General features: G+C 54.6%; 15 protein-coding genes and 2 pseudogenes. 9 read left to right on the top strand and 8 right to left on the bottom strand.

Annotated features, from left to right (window positions below; genetic code table 11):
• Window positions 1-980: 980 nt before the first annotated feature.
• The 5 genes and pseudogenes from ACRESH_RS11765 to tnpA form a co-directional block, all read right to left on the bottom strand.
• Entirely contained in the window at window positions 981-1,697 is a 717-nt protein-coding gene (locus tag ACRESH_RS11765) for a hypothetical protein (protein WP_431742153.1), read from the bottom strand.
• A 147-nt stretch (window positions 1,698-1,844) separates the two neighbouring features.
• Window positions 1,845-2,171, bottom strand: coding sequence for a hypothetical protein (locus tag ACRESH_RS11760; RefSeq protein ID WP_431742152.1), 327 nt, complete (start codon window positions 2,169-2,171; stop codon window positions 1,845-1,847).
• A 1,107-nt stretch (window positions 2,172-3,278) separates the two neighbouring features.
• Window positions 3,279-4,425: pseudogene (gene tnpC / locus ACRESH_RS11755) on the bottom strand (IS66 family transposase).
• Between the two features lie 132 nt (window positions 4,426-4,557).
• Window positions 4,558-4,827, bottom strand: a complete 270-nt coding sequence (gene tnpB, locus ACRESH_RS11750; RefSeq protein WP_431742151.1) for an IS66 family insertion sequence element accessory protein TnpB — start codon at window positions 4,825-4,827, stop codon at window positions 4,558-4,560.
• Window positions 4,827-5,123: an IS66 family insertion sequence element accessory protein TnpA gene (tnpA, locus tag ACRESH_RS11745; RefSeq protein WP_431742150.1), complete on the bottom strand. Its 297-nt coding sequence runs from the start codon at window positions 5,121-5,123 to the stop codon at window positions 4,827-4,829. The genes tnpB and tnpA overlap by 1 nt, the downstream gene beginning before the upstream one ends.
• Before the next feature lie 165 nt (window positions 5,124-5,288).
• On the opposite strand from tnpA, the gene ACRESH_RS11740 reads away from it, so the two are divergent.
• A complete protein-coding gene (locus ACRESH_RS11740; protein WP_431742149.1) occupies window positions 5,289-7,661 on the top strand; it encodes a TOTE conflict system archaeo-eukaryotic primase domain-containing protein in 2,373 nt (790 codons plus the stop codon).
• A gap of 343 nt (window positions 7,662-8,004) precedes the next feature.
• Here the strand turns inward: ACRESH_RS11740 and ACRESH_RS11735 are convergent, their stop codons facing one another.
• A complete protein-coding gene (locus ACRESH_RS11735; RefSeq protein WP_431742148.1) occupies window positions 8,005-8,919 on the bottom strand; it encodes a LysR family transcriptional regulator in 915 nt (304 codons plus the stop codon).
• Between the two features lie 236 nt (window positions 8,920-9,155).
• Here ACRESH_RS11735 and ACRESH_RS11730 point away from each other — a divergent pair, with 236 nt between their 5' ends.
• From ACRESH_RS11730 to ACRESH_RS11700, 7 genes and pseudogenes are all read left to right on the top strand, one after another.
• Window positions 9,156-10,493, top strand: a complete 1,338-nt coding sequence (locus ACRESH_RS11730) for a nucleobase:cation symporter-2 family protein (RefSeq protein WP_431742147.1) — start codon at window positions 9,156-9,158, stop codon at window positions 10,491-10,493.
• 66 nt (window positions 10,494-10,559) lie between these two features.
• Window positions 10,560-11,069, top strand: a complete 510-nt coding sequence (locus ACRESH_RS11725) for a deaminase (protein WP_431742146.1) — start codon at window positions 10,560-10,562, stop codon at window positions 11,067-11,069.
• Entirely contained in the window at window positions 11,066-11,416 is a 351-nt protein-coding gene (locus ACRESH_RS11720; RefSeq protein ID WP_431742145.1) for a hydroxyisourate hydrolase, read from the top strand. Before ACRESH_RS11725 ends, ACRESH_RS11720 begins: the two co-directional genes overlap by 4 nt.
• Window positions 11,417-11,829: 413 nt before the next feature.
• Window positions 11,830-12,687, top strand: a complete 858-nt coding sequence (locus tag ACRESH_RS11715) for a hypothetical protein (RefSeq protein WP_431742144.1) — start codon at window positions 11,830-11,832, stop codon at window positions 12,685-12,687.
• A 469-nt stretch (window positions 12,688-13,156) separates the two neighbouring features.
• Window positions 13,157-14,227, top strand: a pseudogene (locus ACRESH_RS11710) (HAMP domain-containing protein); the annotation flags it as partial.
• A 123-nt stretch (window positions 14,228-14,350) separates the two neighbouring features.
• On the top strand, window positions 14,351-15,091 hold the full coding sequence (locus tag ACRESH_RS11705) for a methyl-accepting chemotaxis protein (RefSeq protein WP_431742157.1): 741 nt from the start codon (window positions 14,351-14,353) through the stop codon (window positions 15,089-15,091).
• A 230-nt stretch (window positions 15,092-15,321) separates the two neighbouring features.
• Entirely contained in the window at window positions 15,322-16,338 is a 1,017-nt protein-coding gene (locus tag ACRESH_RS11700; RefSeq protein WP_431742143.1) for a hypothetical protein, read from the top strand.
• A gap of 96 nt (window positions 16,339-16,434) precedes the next feature.
• On the opposite strand, the gene ACRESH_RS11695 is transcribed toward ACRESH_RS11700, so the two are convergent.
• A complete protein-coding gene (locus ACRESH_RS11695) occupies window positions 16,435-17,610 on the bottom strand; it encodes an MFS transporter (protein WP_431742142.1) in 1,176 nt (391 codons plus the stop codon).
• Between the two features lie 208 nt (window positions 17,611-17,818).
• Entirely contained in the window at window positions 17,819-19,135 is a 1,317-nt protein-coding gene (locus ACRESH_RS11690) for a sigma-54 interaction domain-containing protein (protein ID WP_431742141.1), read from the bottom strand.
• 236 nt (window positions 19,136-19,371) lie between these two features.
• Here ACRESH_RS11690 and ACRESH_RS11685 point away from each other — a divergent pair, with 236 nt between their 5' ends.
• Window positions 19,372-20,256: an MBL fold metallo-hydrolase gene (locus tag ACRESH_RS11685; protein ID WP_431742140.1), complete on the top strand. Its 885-nt coding sequence runs from the start codon at window positions 19,372-19,374 to the stop codon at window positions 20,254-20,256.
• Window positions 20,257-20,291: the final 35 nt, after the last annotated feature.

The raw sequence follows: 20,291 nt of genomic DNA, 5'->3' as shown, positions 1-20,291 counted from the left end.
TTCAGCTCAACTTGTTCGTCGTCACTGAGCACGATGTCTTGAGAGTTCATAGCGGCACTCCATGTCACGGCTGACTATGGAAGAGTAGCTCAAGTAGGAAATTTATTTTTGAGACAGAACACTAGGTCCTCTGACCAATATGAAAACTCTTCCAGCTGTCCATCTGCGTTTCGCATTACAAATGCCACTGATGTCGCGTGGATAATTTTGTTGCATATCTCCCGAATCGAGAGGTTGGCTTTATTGCTCGTAAGATACGCCGATGGGTGCCGTTCAGAGACCTCAACGTCAATCTTTGTCATCTCCCCGGGATCAAAAATTAGCTGCCCCAGCGAATCCTGGAGAATTCTTATCTTTGTAGCCGTTACCACCAAAAGCTCGCTGATTGTAGTTTGCAAATTGTAAACGTAGTGCGGTTTTGTGGCTCCCCATGCTCCGGGGTCATCGCTATCGACAAAGTGGCCCTGAGCTTCCTTGGCTCCAGCGCTCCAAGCAACGAGTTGAAATGCATTTTCAGTAATGAGTGCAGTGCTTAGTGAGTGAGGGCGCATGACGATCCTTAAAACCTAAAATTTGAGTTCAGCAATTGCCAGAGACTGAATCGTCCCGGATTCTCTAAACACCTTGCAAGCTCTTCTGGGCACATTGAGCCACTTGCGAGCGTCAGCTAAGGGTCGAAAGCGATCGCCCACGATTGGGCGCTATCGATCCAGGCTGTGTGAATACGTTTTGGAGCAGGTTTTACAGTCAGGACTGGAACGAAAGTCGCGTTCCTATGCAAATTTCCGGTCTTGCATACTGACCAAACTTTGGCAGATTTTATGTAGCAACGCGGACTTCAAAAAGGCGTATGCGTTTTCACACAGTCTGGACCCAAAGCCGACCTCCACGGAAGGCCGTTACCAGCCAGAAGAGGACATTCCGTAATCAAAAACTAGTTTTCTAACCCGATCATGACGGCTGTTATTGATCCACTCGGACTATTGGGTAGCGCTAGATTTCAGCTGGAGACCGGCTTGGAAAAAGGCCATATCCAGCAGGCGTCCCTTTGGGTAGGCAAGCCGTAGGCACTTGGTTTCGATGGTCGGAAGTTCGAACTTCTCCGTCTCGACTAATTCCATCAACGACGTAAGCGAGCGGCCACTGACTTCAGTTAGACCCCGGTGCGGATAGAATGAACGGATACCAATTTTGTAATAGCGGTCGAGTGCAGGAAATTCACCCCAGACACCTAGTAAGATTTTACTGATCAAGGTGTCGGTCCAAGATACGTTTCCAGGCATGTTGTGAAAGAGCTGAATCACATCGTCGAGTAGTGCCTGATTGTGCGCAAGGTTGGGCGCTCCTGGTATGAAGTCCTTACTGCTAAGGTCGAATAGCTCAGGGCCCTTTCCTTGGAAAAGACGCAGTACCAGCTCCTTCATCAGGTCGAGATTGCTGTTGCGCAGCAGCTCCGAGCGGCCACGAAACATTCCCCAGTTGGCCAGATAAAATCCCACATGTAAGGCGGTAGTGTCGAGGTTGGTCGAATCGGTCAGCGAACTCCAAGGACGGTTCTTGCCCCATATGTATTCATAGAGAAACTCCCAAGCCTTCAGGCGTGGAAAGGGATTATTATCCTTGTCAATCTCTAGGGCAGAGTAATAACTCTCAATATAAGGACATGGATTGAAGGCCTGCTCTGCGATTTGCTGCATTTAAATTCCCTTTCATTGAATCGCCACTAGTTTCGTAGATGCCTCCCGCCCTTGGTTGGATAGTATCTCAATGCTATAGGTAGCTGACCTGACACAAGCTATCGAGGCACTAATGGGCACTAATTCCACGGTTTGGACAGGCAACGCTCATGGCTTTTTTGATTGAAACCAAGCCGTTAGATAGTTTGCACCAATAGCGCCGACAATCGCTGGAAACATAACGGTCCAGAGGGCCAGATGCTTTTGGGCGTTCAATGCTACTTCTTCTGTCAGCGTACCTTGCCTCTGCAAAGCTATAAAAAGAGGTGCGAAATCCGTCATTACCGCAAGCATTAGAGTTGCGTTTATGACCAAGGCGAGGCCAGCCATCAATGTCCCAATGCGCCATGGCTGCATGCCTTTCACTAAACCTAGGATTATAAATGCTGGTGCCACGCCCAAAACGACGCCAAGCATGCTCGGTAGACTTTCCATTCTCACCTCATTTTCTTCAGATCGATTATCGCCCAAAGCGCACTGTCACTGAGCAACGAAGCTCAGATATTTCTGGGCATTCTCGCGATTCAGTTATGCTTAATGTGTATATAAACACATGCTGTATGAATGTGCATGTTGTCACATTTGTATGCGTGGATATAGCTATCCGGGGCTGTCGTCGTTTTCATGCCAAGAGCGAATCCCACAATTTTTACTAGTAACGAATCCTTAGACTACCCCAAGGAAAAGCCTCCAAGCCGAGTGGAACGAACCGGCCAACAAGCATCATTGATACCACCATCATCCCAAACTGATCGATTTCAACCTCGGCCAGACTCGCGGAGGCGATTGGGCATCGTCGGTGCCTCGATGTGCCGACTGGACATTCGCATCCCCGTCTGTCGAGTCGCCCTTTACCGACCTCGACGCACAGGGCCCGTTGCAGGTTTTCCCTGCAGCGACGGTGATGCAGATTGTGGATGTGCTCGCTGGGATACGAGCGACGGCAATAGCTTTTTAAGAGATTCAATTCACGTTCATAAGGTGAGAGAAATGCGAGATCCACACGTCGAGGCTGTCTGTTTTCCGTTGGTTCGGCTGAGGACTGAATCGCCTCTGATCCCGCGGCACCTCCAAGCTATATTGAAGTAATGTCACTCAGGTGGCTTTTCCGCAATCAAAGGGCCGAATCTGGTTGTTCCACGTGGAACCAACTATTGTGAAAAGCGTGTAGGCTTTTCTCATCTTTTCTGAGAGTCCTCAGTGCTGAACTCACAGAAAAGATGATTCTTCGCCCGCTTTTGTTGGGTCTTTCGAGTCATCTTTTTTGCGAACCCACATCAGGTGTCGATGGGCACATTAAGTGTCGCGAGTGGGCACGTTGTTGTCGCTCACTCCAGCAAAACCCCGGACATAGTCCGGGGTTTTGTTTTGTGGAACCTTATGTTCTGTCTAGGCGACCATACGCATTATTCTCAATCCTATTTTGGACTGGTGGAGAGGATAGATCACTCGCGCATCACGTGACGGCGATACGAACAATTCAGTCAGCTCCATGCTTTGATTTACCGTAAGCGTCCAGCCCACCCACCTTTACTTGCCGGATCACTTCAACGGCAGCAACTCATCAAGACGACTATTTGGCCAGCTCGGCAGTTTTTCCAGCGTATCGCGCAGCCATGCTGAAGGCTCAATTCCATTGAGTTTAGCCGTCGCCCGCAAACTCTGGATCGCCGCAGCGCGGCGTCCGGCGCGCTCGGAGCCGGTGAACAACCAGTTCTTCTTCCCGATGGCTATCGGTCTGATGCTGTTCTCGATCGGGTTGTTGTCGATTGGCAGTGCGCCGCTGTTCGCATAGAGAGACAACGCCGGCCAACGCTTGAGGCTATAGTCCATCGCCTTGGCCAGGCTGCCGCCGTTGGCAACGCCCTGACGAACCGACAGCAGCCAGTCGTGCAGCGCTTGTAGCTTGACCACCGCCTCTTGAGCACGCAGTTGCTGGCGTTGTTCGCCGTCGAGTGCCCGGCCACGTGTTTCGATTTCGTAAAGCTCGGCGATCCTGCTCAGCGCTTCGGCCGCTATTGGACTCTGGTTGGCCGCATACAAGTCGAAGAACTTGCGCCGTGCATGGGCCATGCAGCCCACTTCGCTAATACCCAAGGTGAATAGCGCCTTGTAGCCGATGTGATCGTCGACCACCAAATGACCTTTCCAGCCTTCCAGAAAGGCACGCGCATGCGCACCGCTGCGCCCGGCCTGATAGTTGAACACGGTGATGCCCGGCCCTTCATCAAGGTCGTTGCTGCGATAGGCCCAGAGGTACGCCCGCTTGGTTTTACCCTTACCTCACCAGCTCGCCGCCGCACTGGCCGCAGGTGCCCACCTCGGGTTCGTGGCGATGCTCGATGCGCGGCAGATGCTCAGGTAAGGGCTGACGGCCGGCACGGCGCCGCTGGGCGCGCAGCTCGGGAATCTGTAGCTCGACCTCGGCTTCGATAGCGGCGCAGTCGGCATCGACAGTTTCATGAAAAAGATCACGCTGCTCGGGTGACAGGGCCTCGTTCTTGACCCCGAACCGGATACGCTTGTACTGGGCGAGTTCGAAGGTCAGCGCCTGGATTTTCAGAGCGTCAAGCTCAACCCGGACGCGCAATTTCTCGGCCTCTGCCTGGAGCGGCAAAAGCACCGTCATGACCTGTTCCCGCAGTGCGGGGTCGAGGTTCAGGGCGGCAAGATCGTCGGATAAAGGCATGCGTGTGGATTTTACTGGAAGAACACGCGCAATAACTGCAAACAGCCGGTGATAAGCGTATTTTTTACACTTGCCAATGACGCATCGGACGGGCCTCCAGACGCTGCCAATCGACGCCAGTGACCAGCCAGTTCACTGGGCCTGGGTCAGCGTGAAGATCTTGTCGCCCTCGTTTGGCCAGACGAAAGAGCCTTCATGCAAGCGGCGCTGGCTCAGCCAGACGCCGGTTCCATCCCACTGCAAAAGCTTGAGCCGGTTACCTCGACGGTTGCGAAAAGCATAGGCCGTACCGTCGCACGGCGAGCGTCCCAACGCTTGTTGAATACGTGCCGAAAGACCGTCGATGCCAAGGCGCATATCCATGGGTTCAAGCATCAGCCAGACCTGTGTCGGCAACACCATCAGGCCATCTCCCGCAGCAACCGAGCCAGCCATACGGGCTCGACGGTGGAGGATAGTGCCAGTTCCCAACCGCTGGAATGGCGCAGCAACAAGTCGGTGGTGGCCTGAGGTTCACGCAACGATACGGGCACCAGAGTCATGGTCTCAGTCGCTCTCTCACGACTTCGAAACCAGTAACCAAAGGACTTGGGCTTGAGGTTGTGTCGTTCGCAGTAGGCCACTTGCGTCAGTCCGCTGGTGCGCCATGTTTGAATATGTTCAGCCCAGAATTCGCGCCGAGCGGAGAGTGTTTTCATCTGTGTTCTCCCGTTGAAAAACACAGCATGATCTATGACGGGGCTTGAAATCTTTGGCGCAGGCGGCTACGAATCCCTGCTGGTCGTTTGATACCCTCTGTCACACACTGATAGCCTACAAGCTACGAGGTTTGCGTCCTCTTCAGCGGCAGAGGCTTCTAAGCGGTGACCGATTCCACACTGGTGGCAAGATTACGGGCTGAGAATGCGCGACTTATAGCCTTGCTTGAAGCGCATGGCGTTGAGTGGCAGCTTCCAGCTGAGCCTATATGTATCCTGATTGGGGAGAGTAATCCACCCTCAAACCTTGATACTGACGGCAAGCTCGCTCTTTTCCGTAGCTTGTTCAAAGGCCGCATCGACACCTACTCGTTGCGGTGGGAAGGTAGAGGCGGCAAGTCTGGCTACGCACCGGCCTGTGCCAATGAATGGCGACCCGGAATGTGCGAAAAGCCACGCATCAAATGCAGTGATTGTGGACAACGTCAGCTACTACCGGTGACCGACGAGGTCATTTATCGCCACCTGGCAGGCGCCATTGTGGCTGGGGTCTATCCGTTGCTTTCGGATGATACGTGTCACTTCCTGGCTGTCGATTTCGATGAAGCTGATTGGCGGGAGGATGCACTGGCGTTTGTGCATGCTTGCCACGCTCTCGATGTTCCCGTGGCGCTGGAAATCTCGCGTTCTGGTAATGGGGCGCATGCCTGGATTTTCTTCGAAAACAAAGTGCCCGCGAGCGATGCTCGCCGTTTGGGTGCCGCGATCATCAGCCATGCTTGCGAGCGCACCCGACAACTATCACTTAGCTCGTACGACCGGCTCTTCCCCAATCAGGACTATATGCCCAAGGGTGGGTTCGGAAATCTGATTGCTCTGCCACTGCAAAAACGAGCCAGGGCTAACAACCACAGTGTTTTTGTCGATGACACGCTGGAACCGTATTCCGATCAATGGGCATTCCTCGCGTCTGTTCGACGGATGAGTCCGGAAAGCATCCAGCCGGTTATCAGTCAAGCGATGGGCAATCGCGACCCGCTAGGTGTTGCCTTTGTCGATGAGCAGAACGAAGCCGAGCCTTGGAAACAACGCGAGCCAACGTCCCGGTCGTTGACCTGCCCTTTGCCAGCGACCCTTAACGTCACGCAGGCAAACCTGATTTACTTTGAAAAATCTCAACTGCCTCAGCCTTTGGCCAACCAGCTAATCCGACTCGCTGCTTTTCAAAATCCCGACTTTTACAAGGCGCAAGCCATGCGCCTATCTGTCTGGAACAAACCCAGAGTCATTGGCTGCGCTCAAAATTTCCCTCAGCATATTGGGATTCCTCGCGGCTGCTGGGGTGCGGTACAGGACCTGTTAAAAGAGTACAAAATCACCCCGCAGCTACAGGATGAACGCTTTGCTGGCGTTACCCTCGACGTTAATTTCCTGGGTACTTTACGTCCAGACCAGGACGCGGCGATCCACGCTCTGATGCCACACGACACCGGGGTACTATGCGCCCCCACAGCGTTTGGCAAAACAGTAACCGCTGCCGCACTAATCGCGAGGCGTGGAGTTAACACGCTGGTGCTTGTGCACCGCACAGAACTGCTTCGACAGTGGCAGGCTCGTTTACAGACCTTCTTGGGCGTAGGCAAAGAGGTCGTCGGTACGATAGGCGGTGGAAAGCCTAAGACAACTGGGCGGATCGACATCGCTGTGATGCAGTCGCTTTCGCGGAAAGGTGAAATCAGTGATTTGATCAAGAATTACGGTCAGATCATTGTCGATGAGTGCCATCACCTCTCGGCGGTCTCTTTCGAAGCATTACTACGGAGCGCACCTGCGCGCTATGTGCTTGGGCTGACTGCTACACCCATCCGCCGAGACGGGCAGCAGCCAATCATTTTTATGCAGTGCGGTCCCATTCGGCATACTGCGGCTCGACCAGAAAGCGCTCCCCACGATTTGTCAGTCATACCTCGGATGCTAGCAGGTCCGGTTCCTGTACCTGACGGTGCAGGGATACAAGAGGTCTTCAAAAGTCTTGCTGATGACACGGGGCGTACCGCGCAGATCGTTTCGAACGTTCGCTCAGCGTATGAGCAAGGTAGAAAAGTTCTTGTGCTGACACAACGCACTGAGCATGTGGATGCTCTAGAGCACGCACTGAAGGCGCATGTCGAAAACCTCTTCACCCTCCATGGGCGAATGCCCAAGAAGCAGCGGTTAGCTCGGCTTGGAGAGCTTGAGTCCTTGTCTGAAGGCGCGCCTCGGGTGCTCCTTGCTACCGGCAAACTGATTGGTGAGGGCTTTGACCATCCGGCATTGGATACTCTCGTGCTGGCTATGCCTATTTCCTGGCGGGGAATTCTCCAGCAATACACCGGTCGATTGCATCGAGCGCACACTGCCAAGACTGATGTACAAGTCATCGATTTTGTTGATGAGGGCAACGTTGCATTAATGCGAATGTGGGAAAAGCGAAAAATGGGTTACAAGACGATGGGTTACCGGATGGCGGACACTCTGGCCACTATGAAACTGCTCTAGCTAGGGGGCTGGGATGCTCCACCTGATCTATGCCTATTCCGATGCTGGGCGACTGGTTGTAGTGGCGTAATGCTTCTGGTGAAAGCCGTTCCACCCCATCGTTGGTGTGGGCGCATCTTTCGGCGTGCTGGGAGGAGGCCTGCGGCTACCTGATTGCTTGATGCGCATTACGCACCCGCCGCCCTTTTTTGGATTCGGGCTCTGGATTCAGCCAGTAGGCATTTTCAGTAACGTGAGGAGGCTAGTTCGGAAACGACATTTAATAGGGTCAGGAAACCGCAATACGACACGAATTAGGTTTCAGATGCGACACTTATGGTGCCCATGTTCCACGTGGAACCTCTCAAAGGGTGGTGGGATGCCCCTTGCGATCCAGTTCAAACACCTTGTTTCTCTGCAATCTCTCCTTCAACCATCGCTCAGCCTTGCCCATTCGCCTCTGCCGACTCCAGAGCAAATCCACTCCGATTTGCCAGTCGGTATTCGGATATGCGCTGATTTGCAATTCGATAAGCTCTCCATTGTTTAACTCGCGTTGAATCAATTGACGCGGCAACGTCGCCCAACCAAGTCCGGCACAGACCAACTCAAGTAGTGCCAGGTAGCTCTCGGCTTGCCAAAGTTGCGTTGACCGCAGATATTCGCTGCTGGTTAGCTTGTCAGCATGGGCACTGAAGGCCAGTCGCCGGTACACGTGTAAGTCGTCGAATGTCACGGTTTCCAATTGTGCTAGCGGATGCTGCGGATGGCAGACATGTAACATGATCAGCTTGCCAAGTTGCTGAAATTCCAAGCCTTTGGCATAACCTGGTTGTGAAAAGGCAATACCAAGCACAGCTTCACCTTTTGCCACCAGTTCACTAACATCACCATAAACCGGGTGGCGAATGATCAGGTCGACATAGGGAAACTCTTGCTCGAACTCGCGAAGTACAGGCGTCACTGTGCTATAGGGCGTCTCGATGGCGATGGATAGGCTTGGCTCGACCACCTCTGATAGACAGTCGGCATGAGCTTCGAGCGTCAGGCAACGCTCCAGTACGGCTTCGGCCTGCAGCAACATTTTCTGACCGGCGACGGTTAATACCGGGCTTCGGCTTGAGCGATCGAACAGCTCCACCCCCAGGTCCGTTTCCAGGTTGGCAATTGCCACGCTGATCGTGGATTGGGTTTTCCCCAGCTTACGTGCAGCCGCCGAGAACGAGCCGCTTTGCACGGCTTGTATGAACATGTGCAATTGGTCTAATGAGAACTTCATCCCGCCTCCACATTCACTGCAGGGGCCAGTCGTGAGCTTGTATCACTGAGTGCTAGCTCCGCTTCCAGCTGACTGACATATCGTTATAAACGATAGTTACTCATTTGCTCCATTGATTTCAAGCGTAGATTATTACCTTCGACGTCAGTTCTTGCCGGGCAAAGCATCCGTCCTGCCGGCGCTTAGAATGCTCCCAAAAACAACAACAAAAGCTGTATCTTCAGGAGACATGCGACATGAGCTCTTCCAAGGTTCATCCGGTAGACGAAATATTGCCCGCCCGTCAACTATTTACCTACGGCCTGCAACATGTGCTTGTGATGTACGCTGGCGCGGTGGCCGTACCGTTAATTCTCGGCAGTGCGTTAGGGTTGACCTCCGCACAGGTGGTGATGCTTATCAATGCCAACCTGCTGACCTCTGGGATCGCTACCCTGATTCAGACCCTCGGGTTCTGGAAGTTTGGGGCACGCTTGCCAATGATTCAGGGTTGTTCATTCATTGCGTTGGCGCCGATGATCATGATCGGCAAGGAGTTCGGGCTTACCGAAGTGTTCGGTGCAGTAATCGCGGCAGGAGCAATTACCATCGCTTTGGCGCCTATCTTCAGCCGACTGCTACGCTTCTTCCCGCCGGTCGTGATTGGCAGTTTGATCACAATCATTGGCATCTCGCTAATGCCCGCAGCGGCGATCTGGTTAGGCGGTGGTAACCCCGGTTCCGCTGAGTTTGGTTCGCCGTCCAATCTGTTGCTCGGTTTCGCGACGGTGGCGGTGACTTTGGTGATCTACGCCAAGTTCTCCGGCTTTCTAGGTAACCTCAGTGTGCTGATCGGGCTGGTTGTCGGGAGCTTGATCGCGGCGGCTTGCGGCATGACCAACTTCAGTCAGGTTGGAACCGCAGCCTGGTTCGAGCTCAGCCCACCGATGGCCTTCGGTACACCGCAATTCTCGCTGATGCCTATTCTGGTGATGACTCTGGCCATGCTGGTGATCATGGCCGAGACGACCGGAAACTGTCTGGCCATTGGCAAGCTGACAGGAAAGCCAACCACCCAACTGACGCTTGGCAATGCGTTCCGAGCCGACGGCCTGTCGACCATGCTCGGCGGCTTGTTCAACAGTTTTCCCTACAATGCCTTCACTCAGAACACCGGGCTGATTGCACTCTCCAACGTCAAAAGCCGGTACGTGGTGGCTTCCGCCGGCGCAATCATGGTGGTGATGGGGCTGTTCCCGAAACTGGGTGCTTTGATCGCAGCGGTGCCGACTCCTGTACTCGGCGGCTGTGCCATCGTGATGTTCGGCATGACCACCGTGGCCGGGATTCAGGAACTGTCGCGTGTGACTTTCGAGGGCACCCGCAACGGCATCATCGTCGCGGTGTCCGTCAGCGTGGGGGTGTTGCCGATGTCCTTCCCGGCACTGTTTGAACATGCCAACGGCACGCTCAAGCTGATTCTCGAAAGCGGCATCTTTCTGGGCGCGATCACCGCCATCATCCTGAATATTCTGCTAAATCCGCAAAAAAAGACGCAGGCCCAAGTAGCAGCTAACGCTGAACTTGCCGACTGAGCGCAGACTTTCATCCCCTATCCAAAGTTGGAAAGGGGATCCTGTGAATAAAATAAGGAGGTCCTCATGACCAGTTTCACCCCACTTGCTTCAGCAGGCATCACCGAGCTTGATCTTGAATTGTTGCGCCAGTCGATCCTGCTTTCAGAAGAGTCCAAGGCCCGAGGCCGTCATCCATTCGCAGCGCTGGTAGCAGATCAGGACGGCAAAATTATTGCCAGTGCCGGCAACAACTCGATGCCGCCCGAAGGTGATCCAACTCAACATGCTGAATTGGCTGCGGCTGCCAAAGCTGCCAAATTACTTAGTCCAGAAGCCTTGGCACAATGCACCTTGTACACCAGCGCCGAGCCTTGCTGCATGTGCGCCGGGGCAATTTATTGGACTGGTATCGGTCGCGTGGTTTATGCGCTGTCCGAACATGCACTGCTTGGACTGACCGGCGATCATCCAGAAAACCCAACGTTCTCGTTGCCCTGCCGCGAAGTCTTCGCCCGTGGGCAACGGCAGATCCCGGTGTTCGGGCCGATGCTTGAAGCAGAAGCAGCCCAGGCGCATGTGGGATTCTGGAAGTGAACGGTGGAGTTTCTATCCATGTAGTGGATGTGGCAAGCGGCAAGGTCGCTCAGGGGTTACGAGTGACTGTGCGACGATTGAACGGCGAGTCGGTGTGCAGCGGTCATATTGCGGGCAATGGCCTGCTGATCGAGTTGAGTGATTTGGCCGAGCGCTTCAGCGCCGGTGTTTATGAAGTACAACTCGAAGTGGCCGCGTTCTATCGTGAACAAGGCATGGCGTTGCCAGATGTACCGTTCCTTGATGAATTGATTTATCGCTTCGGCCTGGACGATATCCGCCAACACTACCATTTGCCATTCAAGCTGACGGCCTGGGGTGTGTCGTGTTTCCGAGGCGGCGCTTAAAGTTCTAAACCCGATCCACAGCGGTGCTGAGCACAGCGCTGCTTTTGTAACCCGACGATAGCTGGTTGCTCCCCAAAAACCTCGTCGGGTTACTTTTTTATCACTTGTAGCACGATAAAGGTAGGACTTTCTTTCCTAGGGAGCCCACTTACCTGCCCTCGCTTGAACCATTACGGAGGGTACTTATCTGAAAAATGTCTTAGTAACTATATAGATTACAAACCCGTGAACTCATGACGCTCTTAGCCTTCTGGGTTTTCCTAACTTAGTGGGGGAGCATGCACTGCATTAGAATATTGAGTGGAACCTTAAATTTTTCAGAGCTTTTTGTACAACTGCGAAATTTCCTCGGCAAATATAAAAACAATTAGTCCCTACTGGCCGAAAGGGATGATTACTCAAGGAAATAAAATATGCAAAACCGCAAGTTGTTTATCCGCAATGCCTTCGCCGTTAGCGCTCTGTTGCTGAGCGCGGTCACATCAGTGCAAGCAGCTGACTGGAGCGATAACTCCATCAGTTATTTGTATGGCACTCGCTTTAGCGAACCGGGTATCGATGATGAGATCGCCAAGAATATATTCGAATTTACCCATGTTGACGGATACAAATACGGTAGTAACTTCCTCAATGTACAGGTGCTTTTTTCCGATAGCACCGACCCCGCTGAAGGCAGTAACGATGGTGCGACCGAGGTTTATGTGGTCTATCGCCATCAGCTTTCACTCAATAAGATTTCTGGCCAGAATTTTGCCTGGGGGCCTGTTCGTGACTGGTCACTATCGGGTGGTGTGGACTGGAACACCAAAAATACTGACTTCGCCCCCGCGAAACGAATGCTCGTCATTGGCCCAACTATCAATTTCGATGTGCCTGGATTCTGGGACTTCAGCGTAATGTACCGTTCCGAGAACAACCACAACGGTTTATCGTTCGCTCAAGAGCACGATGTCCGCTTCGATGACACTTATTACCTTGAAACATCCTGGGGCATTCCATTCCAGCTCGGTTCCGTGCCGCTAAAGTTTAAAGGCTTTGCCAACTTCATACCTCCTAAGGGGAAGGACGGTTTCGGGAATGACACTGTGAGTGAAACGCTCGTGCACGCAGCCTTACTAGTGGACGTGGGTCAGCTAACATTTGGCAAAAAAGACACTTTTTTTGCCGGAGTGGGCTACGAATATTGGAAGAACAAATTCGGCAACAACTCTGCCAACACACCTGGTACCGAGCAAAACACGCCATTTCTAAATTTGGAGTGGCATCTGTAAACCTAAGATACAAAGTCCAATATCTTACAGCTATAACTTCAGACTACTTACCAGCCCGATGAAAGCAATCGTACCGATGCGTGGATTTCTGCGCATCGGTATTGAACAATGTAAGTGACGTCAAGCAACTTAAGCGCGGTATGAAAATTAATGCCTGGTGGCCGCGAGGATATTTTTTGCGTGTTGGAAAAATATCATTTCTCACTCTCAGTATTGCGACCCTAAGTTTTTCTGAGAGCAAAAAATCTCTTCGCTGATCGTGGAGTAATAGGCTCGACCACTCATTGCTAATAATTTGTGTAAAACGCAAGGGTGGTCTTGCCTGCGGTGAAAATACACGTTACTAAAAATTGTTTTTGATTTTTTAGTTGGCTACAACTAAATTATTTTTCAGATAAGTATTGCTGACTGTTGTATACGGTCGTGGCTGTTGCTTTATCACAGCCTCTTATAATTTTTTGGGGGGCTCATGCATTTCTGGCGACGCAGTATTCAATGGCAGTTGATCCTGAGCATGGGCACTGCCCTGCTGGTTAGTATTTTGCTTGTGGTCGGCATTTATACGGTGGTGGTTAATCGCTTGGCCCAGAGCTATCTTCTGGAAAAGGCGCTACCGTCGAGCATAGAAGCGATACGCAACGATATTGAGCGGATTCTGGTTCAGCCGCTGGCTGCTGCGAAGGATATAGCCAGTAACACGCTGGTGCGTGATTGGCTGGCAGGGCAGGAAAATGAAGCGCAAACGAATAGTTTTATCCGTTATCTGAATGGTGTTCGCACTGAACACAAAGCTTTTACTACGTTGATCGCGGCATCTGCGACCAGTCATTACTACACCGAAAAAGGCCTCGAGCGGACTTTAAGTCGCAATATTCCGTCTGATGCCTGGTTCTATTCCTTTCTCGACAGCGGCCAGCCGTTCATCCTGAATATCGACACAGACACACGCACCGGCGAGTTGACCCTGTTCATCGACGTTCGTGTCGAGCAGGCCGGGAAAGTGCTGGGCGTCGCCGGCGTGGGGCTGAGCATGCGCGAGTTGTCGGATTTGATTCATAACTACAGTTTTGGTGAGCGCGGCAAGGTCTATCTCGTGCGTTCCGACGGCTTTATCCAGGTTCATCCGCAAACCGATCTCAGTGGCAAAAGCCAGCTCTCCGAGCTGATCGGCAGCTCTGCGGCTGAGTCAGTGATGGGCCATCAAGGCCTCACCAGCAGCTTTCAGCGGGATGGGGAAGACTATCTGGCCTTGAGCCTGCCGCTGCGAGATCTCAATTGGACACTGGTGGCCGAAGTGCCCAAGTCGCAGATTTACGCTGAAGCGCGCCAAGCCATGTGGCTTACCAGCGTGATTGGCCTGACCGTGGCTCTGGCCAGCCTGCTACTTGTGGTGGTACTGACGCGCGGGTTGGTGCGGCCAATCCGCCAGGTAACAGGGGCATTGGTCGCGATTGGTAGCGGTGGTGGTGATCTGACTCACCGGCTCGACGCCTCACGGGCCGATGAGTTGGGTGACTTGGCGCGAGGCTTCAACCGGTTTCTTGACAGCCAGCGTGAGTTGATCGGCGAAGTCCTGGCGACCAGTGAGCGCTTGCATAAAGCGGTGGGACAGGTGGCTCTGGTGGTGGAAAACACTGCCGAACGTTCTGGGCGCCAGCAGGTAATGACCGATACGGTCGCGACTGCCGTGCATGAAATGGGGCTCACCGTGCAGGGAATCGCCCAGAATGCCAGCCATGCCGCCATGGCGTCGCAGACGGCGCGGGATGAAGCGTTGCAGGCTCGCGAAGCAGTGGGCGGGTCTATTGCGCATATCGAGGGCATGTCTGACGAAATCTGTCATGCCGCTGGCGCTGTCAGCGAGCTGGCCACTCAAGTGGCATCAATTGACCAGGTACTTGCGGTGATTAGCGGAATTTCCGAGCAGACCAACTTGTTGGCTCTAAACGCAGCCATTGAAGCGGCGCGTGCCGGCGATATGGGCCGTGGCTTTGCGGTCGTTGCAGATGAAGTGCGGACCCTAGCGCGACGGACCCAGAGTTCCACCGATGAGATCCGGCAAATGATCCACGACCTCAAACGGGGGGCGGAAAGCGCGGTATCGTCAATGCACTTCGGGCAAGCCGCGACCGTCACCGGCGTCGAAGCCAGCCAGCGGACCGGCGTTTCGCTGACGGTGATTACCGGGCAAGTCGAGCGGATCAGTGATATGAACCATCAAGTGGCGACCGCCACAGAAGAGCAGTCGGTGGTGACGGAAGAGATCAACCGTAATGTGCAGGGCATCTCCGACCTGGCGCGAACCACGGCTGGGGAAATTCGGGCGTGTCGCGAAGACTGCCATACTTTGCAACGCTTGGCAGATGAACTTACGCGGCAGATGGGTGGGTTCAGGTTGGGGTGATCAGTACTCGTCTTTTCGCTGAGATACCGGCCTCTCTTGACCAAGGGTCGTCCCCACGCATCCAGGACCTAAGATTCAAACTCTGCACGGTCAAAATCGGAGGAGGACTCTCGCAGATCATGGTGAATATCTTGGTAAATCGACTTCATCAAGCGGCAACACGAGTGGGGTAGGTGGCCTCACCGACCTATCACGAACATGGCTACGAGCCTTGTAATGAGGACTAACGCTTGGCAATTATCCTCCGAACATTCATGACGGCCTCAATAAGCAGAGTTCACCGCCGAACCCTCTTCGCGTCGAAACCCGAGCATTGTATCGGCAACAAAGCACCGCAGCTCAAGATCTGGTGCTCGCGATTTGTCCTTTATTTTGCCTTTCTTGCGCCGCCCCTCGCTGCTGCCGATAGCTCATGCCCGGAGCTGGCCTCATACTACGGCCGCCACATGGCTATCATTGATGGCATCGCATGGGGCTGGACCGATAGCTCGTCGCAAACACTCATCCAGACATCGGCCGTGCAGGTGGGCGTCGGTAGGGACGCGTTCTACGCGTTGCTAGCGAACGGTGAGTTGACGATGTCGGTCGATAGGTCCGATAAGGCCATCACGCTAATGCATGGCATTACCCAATTCGCCGCTGGCGATTCGGGGGTTCTCGCGATCGACTCCAAGCGGACGCTCTGGCATGTCCGCAATACAGGACGACCAAGGCGAATCGCTGAGAATGTCCGCGCAACATCCGTAGGCGACGGCGCCGATTATTACGTGACCACAAGCGGGGAACTTTTCGCGCGTGGCAAAGGAAACCGCGGCCAATTTGGTGATGGCCACATTCGCTTGATCCCTACGTCACAGTTTATCCAGGTCGCAAGCGATGTAAGTGACATCAAGGCACATACCGGCCATGCGCTCTACCTGTCTTGCCGGGGTGAGGTGATGGGCACGGGTGGCAATCTATACGGGCCACTGTCACGGCATGGGCTTGGCGACAAGGCGACGCGATGGGGGCGCCTTTTCTCCGACGCCAAAGCCATTGCCACGGGAGCCGCCCACTCTGCAGTGATCCGCAAAGACGACAGCTTGTGGCTGTGGGGCAGTGGATTTTCCATCGAGCCAGTGCGCATGCTCGGCCAGGTAGCTTGCGTTGCGGCAGGCTCAAGTATGACCATTGTCCTCATGAATGATGGCGGATTGTGGCAGTGGCGCCCTGGGGAGACGCCGCAGCGGATACTACCGCTTCAATGACAATCATCTCCGCGCATTCATCCGTGCGTACCACAGGGTCCTGTAAGCAATCTGGTTTCTACGAAAACCAGGTTGCCAGTCATCCCCTCTATTAGTTTAAAGATTGCCGCGTGGGGTGGACAACTCCATCGGCTCTCTCGCCAGGAAGAGACACAAGCAGGCCGCAACCAAGGCCAAGGCCGACACCAGCGCGCCAACCAGCGGAGTGAGCAGTAGGTTACCCTCGGCGATAACGATTCCGCCAATGGCGGCCCCCAAAGCAACACCCAGATGCATGGCTGAGGTGTTGATCCCCAGATTGGCCTCACCAGCGGCCGGTGCCGCTTGCAGTAAGTAGTTCTGTACCGCCGGAGAAATGGTCCAACTGAGCCCCATCCATAGCGCATAGAGCGGCAGGAATGTGATCAGCGAATTCCGTCCGAATGGCAAAGTCGCCATCACCAGAGTGAACAGCGCAGGGACCACCAGAAGTGCGCATTTGGAGCCGACCCGATCCGACAGCCATCCCCCGCAGTACCCCCCGCAGATGGAGGCCAAGCCGAAGAAGCAGTACAAGTAGCTCAGAGGCACCCCGCTGATGCCTAGGGTTTGCTGCGTGTATGGGGCGAGGTAGGCGAACAGCACGAAATGGCCGGCTAGCAGCAACACTGTGACGAGTTGACCCAGCATGATCGTGGGGTTGCGCAGCTGGCTGCAGTAGTCCGCTAGCGTTATGGGTGATCGACGCGGGAACCTGGGCAACACCCCCCGCAGCAATAGGCCGATGGCAAGCGCCAGCAAGGCCAGCAGCAGGAAGGGCATCCGCCAGTGGAAGGTCTCGCCCAGGGCGATACCCACCGGGATGCCGAGCACCAGTGAGCTACTGATGCCCATGAACACAATACCGATGGCGCGCCCTCTCTGCTCTGTGCTGGCAAGCATTGCCGCGGTGATCGAGGCCAGCACCACGACTAGCGCGCAACTGGCCGCACTAATGACCCGGAAGACCAGCAACATCCAGTAATTCACCGCTAGCCCCGAGCCCAGGTTGCCCACCGCGAAGATCATTAGTGCGGCGAAAAGCAGAGTGCGTCGTTCCACGCGCGCGGTCATGACCAGCAGCAGAGCTGCACAGAGCGCGAAAGTCAGGGAAAAGACCGTGGTCAACTGACCGACAGCGCTAAGGGATACGTCGAGCTCGTGGGCTAATAGCGGCAGGATGCCGCCGACAAGGTTCTCATCGACTCCCGCCACAAAAGCGGCGATAGCGAGCAGGTAGATACGTGGATTCATGCGGAGTGTTGAGATTCAGAAAGGGGTAGCGCGGATATTCGCGGCTTTACAGGGGGTAATGTTGAGGTACCTGTCCTCGACCGGCAAATTAGCTTCCATAATTTTTTTTAATAGTACGTCTGCGGCGCTTACCACAGTGGGCTCAGCCGCCCATGAACGAGCCCCATAAAAGACGTCTGCAATGCCGGGGTTTGTCGTTTCTGAGGGATCAAAGCCCGAGTTCGCGCAAGCGTCGGTAAAGGGTTCGCTCACTCAAGCCCAAGTGGCGGGCCAACTCACTGCGCGATCCGTTAAAGCTCTCCAGGGCCTGGGCCAGCTGCCCAAGGTTTGCTTTGCTGCGCCGCCGCACCGGCGCTTGCGGATTATCCATCCCGCTTCGCATATCTACCGGCAAGTGCTCGGCACGGATAACGCCATCGTCGGCAAACAACCGCGCCCGTTCGAGGATGTTGCGCAGCTCGCGGATGTTTCCGGGAAAGCGGTGAAGGCCGAGCAGTTTTAACACTTCGCTATCGACCTGAGGTGCGGATTTGCCAGCCATGCGTTGCAGCAGGCTTTCGATCAGCAAGGGCAGGTCATCGACCCGCTCGCGCAGTGCAGGTAATCGAATAGGGAAACCGCTGATACGGTAATAGAGGTCTTCACGGAAGGTGCCTGTCGCCACCATTGCCTTCAGTGGTTTGTGGGTGGCCGAAATCAACCTGAAATCCGAATGGACCGTACGCAGGCTACCGACAGGACGAAAGCTGCCGGACTCGATCAGGCGCAGCAGTTTGACCTGCATGGCCAGCGGCACTTCGCCGATTTCATCAAGAAACAAGGTGCCGCCATGGGCCGCTTCGGCGAGGCCGATCTTGCGTTGCAATGCGCCGGTGAAAGCGCCCTTCTCGTAACCGAACAGCTCGCTTTCGAACAACGACTCGGTCAGGCCAGTGCAGTCGACTACCACAAGGGGACCGTTGGCGCGTGGACTGCCCAGGTGCAAGGCACGGGCAAAGAGTTCTTTGCCGGTACCGGACTCGCCCTGCAGCAGCACCGGAATCTGTGCTGGCGCCGCCCGCTGCAAGCTCGACAAAGAGTCTTTGAACGCTGCTGAGCGCCCTACCAGACCTTGTTGCTGAGGCTGGGCGGAAGCCACCGCGATGCTGGTCAGACGCTCGACAAAGGCCACCACCTCACCTTGCTGATCAAGGATCGGCCGCAATTCGACGTCGACATGCTCAGGGCCGCGTGGCGTGTGATGGACATGCAGCACCCGTTCTGGAGTACGACTGTCCCAGGCCTTACGCATCGGGCACAGCTCGCCGGCCTGATCGCACGGCACGGCATAGTGATGGGAAACCCTATGACATTTACCGCCGATGGGGGGCTGGCCTTCAACACCGAACTGGCGCTGATAGGCAGCGTTGGCGGCGAGAATGTTGTAGTCAGTATCCAGCACGATGCTCGGTTGAGCGTCGTGTTCGAGATAAGACACCAGCGCCTGGACAGCGGGATCGGGAATATTTCGCGAAGAATAGGACATAAGGCACCAGGGAAAGCATGCAAGCAGCTTAACTGAAGGCAAGAGGGACTGCCAAAAACTGCCAGGGACTGCCATGACCTGACAGTAAAAGCGGCAGTCTGCCACGGGTCTGGCCGCCAACAGCCAATGAAGTCGATGCCTCAGCTCAGAAAAGGCCTACTTAATCGGTGGCACATATCTTGATGTATGCCCACAAGGCTCGAAGCTATGGCACCTGGATATTCTGGAGAGCAGTAATGATCATCGGCGGCAACTTGTATGTGGAAGCGTTGTTCGACAGCGTAACCTCGACCATCAGCTATCTGCTGATGGATCGTGGCAGCGGTGATTGTGCGTTGGTCGACAGCGTACTGGACTACGACCCCAAGTCCGGCCGAACCAACAGCGCTTCAGCAGACAAGTTGATTGCCCGGGTTAATGAACTGGGCGGCAAGGTGCAGTGGATTCTGGAAACCCATGTGCACGCCGACCACCTGTCTGCCGCGGCTTACCTCAAACAGATGCTGGGTGGTCAGATCGCAATCGGTAGCAAGATCACTCAAGTGCAGAAAGTCTTTGGCGCGCTGTTCAATGCCGACAGTGGCTTTGCCCGCGATGGCAGCCAGTTCGACGTGCTGTTCAACGATGAGCAGCCTTTTACCATCGGCAACCTGCAGGCGCGTGCCCTGCACACTCCAGGACATACCCCGGCGTGCATGACCTATGTAGTGGAGGTCGAGGGACAAAGCATCGCTTTTGTCGGCGACACTCTGTTCATGCCTGACTACGGCACAGCCCGTTGCGACTTTCCCGGTGCCAGCGCCCGCACCTTGTATCGCTCGATCCAGCGCATTCTCGCCCTCCCCGCTGATACGCGGTTGTTTATGTGCCATGACTACCTGCCCGGTGGCCGCGAGTTGCGCTACATGACCACCGTGGCCGAACAGCGCGCCAGCAACATTCATATACGCGAAGGCATCAGCGAAGACAGTTTCGTCGCCATGCGCGAAGCCCGTGATGCCACCCTCGAAATGCCGGTGCTGATTCTGCCTTCAGTGCAGATCAACATGCGCAGCGGCCAACTGCCCGAACCCGAAGACAACGGAGTGCGCTACCTGAAGATCCCGCTTAACGTGCTCTGAGCAGTACCCAGAATTATTATTAAAGGAATACCTTG

The sequence above is a fragment of the Pseudomonas sp. genome (assembly GCF_050739775.1).
Lineage (GTDB): Bacteria > Pseudomonadota > Gammaproteobacteria > Pseudomonadales > Pseudomonadaceae > Aquipseudomonas.
This window is presented reverse-complemented; position numbering and strand designations above follow the sequence as displayed.